Source organism: Sphingobium sp. CCH11-B1, assembly GCF_001556865.1.
GTDB lineage: Bacteria > Pseudomonadota > Alphaproteobacteria > Sphingomonadales > Sphingomonadaceae > Sphingobium.
On record NZ_LSJY01000047.1, the window covers coordinates 1 to 7,987 of the forward strand.

Annotated in this window: 6 protein-coding genes; 3 read left to right on the forward strand and 3 right to left on the reverse strand. The window is 58.8% G+C overall.

The annotated features are described in order from the left end of the window. Positions 1-946, reverse strand: a 946-nt coding sequence (locus tag AX724_RS05600; protein WP_156448006.1) for an NAD(P)-dependent oxidoreductase, incomplete at its 3' end; no start/stop codon positions are given. 52 nt (positions 947-998) lie between these two features. Here AX724_RS05600 and AX724_RS05605 point away from each other — a divergent pair. Next, on the forward strand, positions 999-1,814 hold the full coding sequence (locus tag AX724_RS05605) for a LysR family transcriptional regulator (protein ID WP_231736489.1): 816 nt from the start codon (positions 999-1,001) through the stop codon (positions 1,812-1,814). Between the two features lie 750 nt (positions 1,815-2,564). On the opposite strand, the gene AX724_RS05610 is transcribed toward AX724_RS05605, so the two are convergent. Together AX724_RS05610 and AX724_RS05615 are read right to left on the reverse strand one after the other, a co-directional pair. Further along, positions 2,565-3,401 (reverse strand): DeoR/GlpR family DNA-binding transcription regulator, encoded by an 837-nt coding sequence (locus AX724_RS05610; RefSeq protein ID WP_331711422.1) that lies wholly within the window; start codon positions 3,399-3,401, stop codon positions 2,565-2,567. Continuing rightward, positions 3,401-4,930, reverse strand: coding sequence for a glycerol-3-phosphate dehydrogenase (locus AX724_RS05615; protein WP_066764257.1), 1,530 nt, complete (start codon positions 4,928-4,930; stop codon positions 3,401-3,403). Before AX724_RS05615 ends, AX724_RS05610 begins: the two co-directional genes overlap by 1 nt. A 181-nt stretch (positions 4,931-5,111) precedes the next feature. Between AX724_RS05615 and AX724_RS05620 the strand changes: the two genes are divergently transcribed. Together AX724_RS05620 and glpK are read left to right on the forward strand one after the other, a co-directional pair. After that, positions 5,112-5,987: an MIP/aquaporin family protein gene (locus AX724_RS05620; RefSeq protein ID WP_231736492.1), complete on the forward strand. Its 876-nt coding sequence runs from the start codon at positions 5,112-5,114 to the stop codon at positions 5,985-5,987. A 31-nt stretch (positions 5,988-6,018) separates the two neighbouring features. Further along, positions 6,019-7,509 (forward strand): glycerol kinase GlpK, encoded by a 1,491-nt coding sequence (glpK, locus tag AX724_RS05625; RefSeq protein WP_004207049.1) that lies wholly within the window; start codon positions 6,019-6,021, stop codon positions 7,507-7,509. The last annotated feature ends 478 nt before the right edge of the window (positions 7,510-7,987 follow it).

Below are 7,987 nucleotides of genomic sequence, written 5' to 3' on the forward strand. Positions count from 1 at the left end.
GTCCGTCCAATCTCCGCCAAGCATGCTCAAGCTTCACGATTTTTGCAACAGAGCCATCTCCGCTGTCAGTCTGAGACAATACCCGGTCGAGAGCAGCGATGAGCGTCCTGTCCGCGTCCTTCGCTATGCTCGCGAAGATTTGGGAGGCTGCATCGAAAATGCCGGAGGCCGGATCGTTTTCTCCCAGGAAAGCGGTGATCTCGCGCATTTCCGGAACCCATCGGTAGGCTTTGCCATACATGTCCGGAATAGCATGCATCAACTGGCCCCGGAGGTTGGGGAGGCTTTCACTCATTTGCTGCGACAGGGCCTGTGCGCAGCCGGCGCGCTCCGAAGCCAGAAACATCGCGGTCCCCAAAGCAACAAGTCCTTTGTTGATCCCGGCGTAGACCATCTTCAATGCCGATGCTGCACCCACCGGACCATCGATCTGGCGCAGCTTCAGGCCAAAGCTGGCGAGGACATCGGCACGACCGTCCGGGTCGCCGCTGATGTAGAATGTCGGGCCGTCCCGGCCCTGTTGCGGAGGAAGGCCGATGATCGCTCCATCCAGCACATCGCAGCCCGTTCCGGACAGTGCCGCCGACACGTCTTGCATGGTAGCCGGATTGATCGCGTTGAAATCGATGAACGCCGGTTTCGTCGGGCTCTGGCGCAGCACGGGTGCCAGCATTTGCGCCAGACCGATCGCCGCGTCCGGCGGAACGATCGACAGGATGAGGTCGCAGCCGGGCAGATCGGACAGGTCGGCGGCGATCATGCCTGCATCGCGTGCGCGCAACGTGCTCCGCTCACTGCGGCTGTCGATGACGGTCAGAACCTGCGCGCCTCTGCCGACAAGTTCGCGTGCGACAGCACTTCCCATCGCTCCCGGCGCGATGACGGCGAGACGCGTTGTCATCTGGTCTCCCTTCAGGTTGCCATCGTTGTGCTTTGAACTGTACATTCATCAAACGAGATTGTTTATGATATCTGCGATCTCGAATCTGGATGACAAAATGAACACGCTCGATCTCGATGCGGTGAAAATCTTCCTGATGATCGTCGAATTGCGCAGCTTCACCAAGGCAGCGGCGGCAATGGATCTGGCGCAGTCGGCGGTCAGCACAAAGCTCCGGAAACTGGAAACGGAACTCGGCCACCAACTGGTCGAGCGTACCCCGCGTTCCGTGCAGCTATCGGCAGCCGGTGCAATGTTTCTCCAGCCTGCCCGCGACCTGATCACTGCCCATGATCTGGCCCTGAGCTCCTTCGGCAGCCGACAAAGAAGGCTCTCCATTGGCTTCAGCAATCATATCTTCGGTCCGCAGATCCCGGCGATGCTTTCCCGCCTGCATTCTCAGGATCCCGGCCTCGTTCTGGAAATGAAAGTCGGTACGACCCGTGAAATCATGGAAGCAATGGATTGTGGTTCGATCGGTGCGGCCTTCGTGCTCCCGCTCGATGAAACGAGACGCGGGGGAGAGGTCGTCGGACAACAGGCGTTCGGCTGGATGGCAGCACCGGGATGGACATGGGACCGTTCGACGTCCTTACCCATCGCCGTTCAGCCTAGCCCCTGCGCCGTCCGGGCGATGACAATCCGTGCGCTTGAGGATGCATCTATTCCATGGATGGAAGCCTTCGTCGCCGCGGGGCTGGCTGTTGCCGCCCTTGGGCGGCAGGTCGCACCAGCGGACGTGATCGACATGGGGGCGGCGCTGCACCTGCCACCATTGCCTGCTCAGGATATCCTTCTGTATTCCAGCTTGTCTGACGGAGCTTCGAGAAAGTCGCTGCGTCTGATCGGCGCTATGTTCGGCTCGGTCCTGTGACGCGGCACAGAGGAAAAGTCGCCTGACGTCATAAAGATCAGCGATTTCACACCGTTTCCCCTCAGCTTTGGATCAGGAAGGGGAGGGGAAATCGCTGGTCGACTGCGTATCCGACGCAAACAAGGTCGAGCAGTGTCAAGGCTGCGCCATGCGAATTGTCCTGCCCCGATCGGGAGCAACGAGGCCTCCGCGCTCCATGAAGGTTGCAAAGCGCCCCGTGTCGCGCTCGCTCGTCGGCTCGCGGTCATCATGCATGCCATGCTGCGCGATGGCACTTTGTTCCAGGCGTGAGGTAGGATAGAACCAGTTTGCCAGCGGTGCAGCGTCAAAGCTGATCCGAGGGCGGTGTCCGCAGAGGGAACGCAGGGACGAACGATCTGCGAAGGCAGTCAGTTGTTTCAAAGCCCGCACCGAGTCAATGCAACGTTCGCCTCTGTGAGACCCGATACAGCACGACCAAGCTCCAGTTCGGCCAGATCCATGAGAACCTTAAACGATCGGCACCGCCTAGCAACTGCAATTACAGATCCTGACCCTGAAGCGCGGGGGCGTCGCGGCGCTCGATTGCATGCATGCCACGAAAGACTATGGGCAGGGCATTGGTCATCGGCTAGATCGGGGCTGATCCGTTGCTCCTGAAAGATAGCGCAGTCCCTCTGAAGGTCATCACCAAAGCAGCCCCAGGAGGCTGTTCGCCCACTTGACGTATTGCCATGCAACCAAGTGTACCCGCGCTATCGCTTGGGAAGGTCAGCAAGTAATGCTGGTCTCGATCAGACTGACGCCATGACGTTCGCATGTGGAACGGAGATTCGGATCGTCGATCCGATCAGTGACGAAGAAATCGATCACATCCATTCCACACACGCGCACTGGAGCCGAGCGCCCCACCTTGCTGGAATCAGCTACAAGGATCACCTTGCGCGCGTTACGGATGATCGTCTGCGAGACTTCCACTTCATCGATCGCGAAATCGAGCAGACTTCCGTCAATATCGATCGCCGAGATGCCGATGAGCGCATAGTCGACGCGAAAATTTTCGATGAAGCGCATTGCGAGCGCTCCCACCACGGCACGATCGCCGGTGCGCACCTTGCCGCCTACGCAGACAAGTTCCATCGCCTGATGATCTGAAAGGGTGTCAACGACGTTGAGATTGTTCGAGACCACCATGAGGTTGCGATGATGCACAAAATTTGCAGCCACAGCCTCGGTTGTGGTGCCGATATTCACGAACAGGGAAGCGCCATTGGGGATCAGCGCGGCAGCTGCTGCCCCAATACGAGCCTTCGCATTCGATGCGACAGTCCGACGTGCGTCATAGGCCAGGTTGTCAACGCCGGAGGTCACCAGCGCTCCGCCATGAATGCGGGAAAGCAGCGACTGTCCGGCTAGCACGTTCAGGTCCTTGCGGATCGTTTGCGGTGTTACGCCAAGCCGCTCGGCTAGATCTTCAACGGCAACGCTGCCAGCGCTGCGGGCTATCTCCAGGATATGCTCTCGACGTGCTACGACGACATCGCCTTCAGCCGCGGTTCCTCGCTCCATTGCTCCTGCTTCCTGTTTCCTTGTGATCTTGCTGATCACTAAAGCGAAGCGACGCACCGGGAAAGTGTGCTGAGATAGGCATCGATTTCAGTCTCGGTCCCAGGCGGCACATGCAAGCCCAGCTTCGAGCGTCGGTAAAGAATATCCTCTGCTGTACGCGCCCATTCGGCCGCGAACAGATATTCTATCTCGGCGGCGTGGAGCCCGGCCCCGAAGTCCTCGCCCAGGTCAGCCGGAACGCTTGCGGCGCCAAGAATCTGGATCGCTTCTGTGCCATATGCCCGAGCGAGGCGGCGAAGCAACTTTGAGGGCATGGCTGGCCACCGCGATGACAGGTCAGCCACAAACCGATCAAAGTCCTGCCCCGGCAGATTTCCACCGGGCAGCGGTTCACCTGCTGTCCAGGCCTTCCCGGCAGTTGGGAACACTTCAGCTATATGCTCCATCGCATGCTCAGCCAATTTGCGATAAGTGGTGATCTTTCCGCCGAAGATACTGAGTAGTGGCGCCCGTGTTTTCTCGGGTTTCTCGAAATCGAGCACATAGTCACGCGTTACCGCAGAGGCGTTGGCAGCATGATCGTCATAAAGCGGGCGGATGCCGGCATAGCTCCACACGATATCGGACGGTGTAATCTCCTTTTCGAAATAGCGATTCACCGTCGCGCACAGATAGTCGACTTCGCCCTGGCTGATTTCAGCCTTGCCGGGTTCGTCCGTCCAGGGCTCATCGGTGGTGCCAATCAGTGTGAATTCGCCTTCATAAGGAATCGCGAAGACGATGCGACGGTCCGGATTCTGCAGCATGAACGCATGGTCGCCATCGTAGAGGCGCGGCAATATCATATGACTGCCCTTGACGAGCCGCACGCCGCGATTGTTGTTGCTGCGCCCGATACGGCCAAGAACCTTATCGACCCATGGACCGGCGGCATTGACCAGCATCCTTGCGCGCACCTGACGGACTGTACCGGCTTTCGTTTCGAGCGTTGCAATCCACTCGCCATTTTCGTTTTGTGCTTGCGTTAGCTGTGTGCGTGTTTCGATCCGGGCGCCGCGGGCAGCCGCATCCATTGCGTTAAGTACGACGAGCCGGCTGTCTTCCACCCACCCGTCTGAATAGACGAAAGCCTTGCCCCGTTTCTTGCCCTTCTGGGGCTTGAGCCCGATCCCGCCCGGGCTCCGGTCGAGGTTTATCGTTTCGGTTCCGGGCAAGTTCTTCCGGCCACCCAGATTATCGTAAAGGAACAGGCCAAGTCGGACCATCCAGGCGGGGCGGGGGGAAAGTGATTGCGGGAGGACGAACCGCAGCGGCCACATGATGTGCGGCGCCATAGCCAGTAACCGCTCGCGTTCGATCAAAGCCTCTCGGACTAGGCGGAATTCGTAATATTCCAGATAACGCAGCCCGCCGTGGATTAGTTTTGTCGATGATGAGGAGGTATAACTGGCCAGATCGTCCTGCTCTACCAGCAGGACCGAAAGTCCGCGGCCGGCGGCGTCGCGTGCTATCCCGGCGCCATTCACGCCTCCCCCCACGATCAACAAATCATAGGTTTCGACGTGCATACCGGTAGCAGGAGAGGGGGGCGGGCATGCGGTCATTCGATCTTCTCTCGATAGGAAGGCGGCGGAAGTGTCCTGGTTCGATCCGAAGGGCATCATTCCCAGGTTTCTTTCGATAGAAAATAATATGCCGAAACCGAAAATGCAAACGAAAGAGTTGACGTTAATATGAAAGCGTGTGCAGATGGGGCAGTTTCAGATGAAAATTGTTCCAACGTGGGGAGACTTGAAGGTGGAATATCGCCGCGCCCTGATCGGCGAACTCATCTCCGAGGCCTTGGCGGTCGCGCTCATAATCCTGATCGGTGATGGTGCGGCAGCCATGATCACCCTTTATGACCCGAGTCCCTACGCTCAGGCCTATTGGGGCGTTTGCATCGCCTGGGGGCTGGGCGTGACAATCGCGATCTATGTCACGGGTGCCGTTTCCGGAACACACGCCAATCCAGCGGTCACGCTGGCGCTCGCTTTTTTCCGTGGTTTCCCCAAACGCAAGATTTTGCCTTATTGGATAGCGCAGGTGATAGGTGGGTTCATCGGTGCCAGCCTGGTGCTGCAACTCTATCATCCGGTGATTGACGCTTATAATGCAGCCCATGGCTTGACGCGTGCGACAGGTGGCGCCGCTGGGGTATTCTTCACTCATCCCGGCGAACATATCACCCCGATCCACGCATTCTGGGATGAAGTGATCCTGACCGGCCTCCTGTTGCTGGGAATCTTCGCCATCACGGACGAGTTCAACGATGTTGCGCCACGGGCGAATTCGAGCGCTCTCATGATCGGTCTGCTGGTCGCGACCATTGGCGCGTCCGCAGGATATCTGGAAGCCTGGGCACTCAATCCCGCTCGCGATTTTGGGCCACGGCTTCTGGCTTGGCTCGCCGGATACGATCAGGCCGCTTTTCCAAGTCCCGAGAATTACTGGTGGGTCCCGATTGCCGCGCCGTTACTTGGTGGAACGCTCGGCGCTGGTCTCTATCAAATTGCCGTCAAGCCATATTTACCTTCGCGAAGCAAGTCAGGTGCGCCGGGCGATACGGACATGCCTGTCAAGTAAACCTTTGAAGAAAAGCCCGGAGAGCCGCCTAATGCCTCAGCCTGTGCACATTCTGGCCATCGATCAAGGCACGACATCGACGCGCGCCATCGTGTTCGACAGGCACGCGCGTCCCGTTGCAAGCGCGCAATGTGAGTTCGAACAACATTATCCCGACCTGGGGTGGGTGGAGCATGACCCGGAGGACATTTGGCGCGACACCCTCCGTCTTGCCAAAGAAGCTATCGAGAAGAGCGGGGTGGGTACCGGCGGCATTGCCGGCATCGGCATCACCAACCAGCGCGAGACAGTGGTCGTTTGGGAGCGCGGTACTGGGAAGGTGATCCATCGCGCCATCGTGTGGCAGGATCGCCGTACCGCCAGACTATGCGCCGAACTCAAGGGAGAGGAAGGATTTGAGGCGGAAGTGCGCTCGCGTACCGGCCTTCTCGTCGATCCCTATTTTTCGGGCACCAAGCTCGCCTGGATTCTTGATAATGTCGGCGGCGCCAGAGAGCGCGCTGAAAGGGGTGAGCTTGCGTTTGGCACCATCGATAGTTTCCTGATCTGGCGCCTGACGGGTGGGAAGGTTCATGCCACGGACGTGACCAATGCTGGTCGGACGATGCTCTACAACATCCGCGAGCAACGTTGGGATGAGGAAATGTGTCGTCTGCTGCGTGTGCCGATGCAGGTGCTTCCCGAGGTGCATGATAATGCGCATCATTTCGGCACGACTGACGCTGCGCTTCTGGGCGCAGCAATCCCCATTGCCGGTGTTGCCGGGGATCAGCAGGCCGCGCTGTTCGGTCAGGCTTGCTTTGGCGTGGGAATGGCGAAGTCGACCTATGGCACCGGTTGCTTCATGCTCCTCAACACGGGTACCGAGGCATTGGAATCAAATAACCGCCTCCTCACGACACCAGCCTATCGCCTGAACGGGCAGATGACCTATGCTCTTGAGGGTTCGATTTTCGTTGCTGGCGCGGCGGTGAAATGGTTGCGGGACGGGATCGGCGTCATCACGCATGCTCGTGAAACGAACGATATGGCTACGCGGGTTCCCTCCAGTCATGGTGTCTATATGGTTCCGGCTTTTGTGGGACTTGGCGCGCCTCACTGGGATCCTGATGCGCGTGGTGCGATTTTTGGCCTGACGCTTGACGCGACCCAGGCCCATCTCGCTCGCGCCGCGCTTGAGGCGGTCGCCTACCAGACTATGGATCTTGCAGAAGCGATGGTCTCAGATGGCGGCGCAGCCCCTGCCAAACTGCGCGTCGATGGCGGTATGGCCGCCAATGACTGGCTTTGCCAATTCCTTGCCGACATGCTCGAGACGAAGGTTGAGCGGCCCGTTCATCTTGAGACGACAGCGCTTGGCGCTGCTTTTCATGCGGGCCTTGCAACAGGGCTCTGGGCGGATCTCAACGCTCTGGCCGAAACCTGGACGCAGGGACAGATTTTTGAACCGAAAATGGCGAATTTTGAACGCAAAACGCTCGTTGCCGGATGGCAAGATGCAGTTCGCCGTACGTTGCGTTAGCAAGACGATCTGAGCCAGAAATGCTATAACGGCGGCATTACTAATCTGATATCGGACGTGTCGTCGTACTTCGTCGCCATGATTGCGCAGCTCAACCGTGAGCGCTTCTTGCGGAAAGTCCGGCAATGATGTGCCAAAGCGAACGGGCAAGAGCACGCTGGCCGGCGGTTCTCCGCACAATCGCGGGAACGCTGGGGGCCTACGGCGTGACATCGCTTGCAACCGTGGCCCTCTCGCTGCTGTTGGTCCGGATCGGAATGGGGCAGGCCGAGGCCCTTATAGTCGCAACTTTGGCGAGCTTCGCAATGTTTGCCTTCATTGCCATGGCGACCTTCCATTTCCGCGGTGTTGCTGGTGTGTGGGGGTGGCTGCGACGCTTTCCGTTGTGGCCGGCATTGTCATCCTGCTGACGGCGCTCGGAACTGTCAAACGGCGTTCAAAAGGGACCCCCGATCGGCGTCGAAGAGGGACCCCCTTT

What these genes read in the sequence shown, in the direction of transcription:
- AX724_RS05605 (WP_231736489.1), top strand. Translation starts at nt 999, where the DNA reads ATGAACACGCTCGATCTCGATGCGGTGAAAATCTTCCTGATGATCGTC.
- AX724_RS05620 (WP_231736492.1), top strand. Translation starts at nt 5,112, where the DNA reads ATGGGGCAGTTTCAGATGAAAATTGTTCCAACGTGGGGAGACTTGAAG.
- glpK (WP_004207049.1), top strand. Translation starts at nt 6,019, where the DNA reads ATGCCTCAGCCTGTGCACATTCTGGCCATCGATCAAGGCACGACATCG.
- AX724_RS05615 (WP_066764257.1), bottom strand. Translation starts at nt 4,930, where the DNA reads ATGCACGTCGAAACCTATGATTTGTTGATCGTGGGGGGAGGCGTGAAT.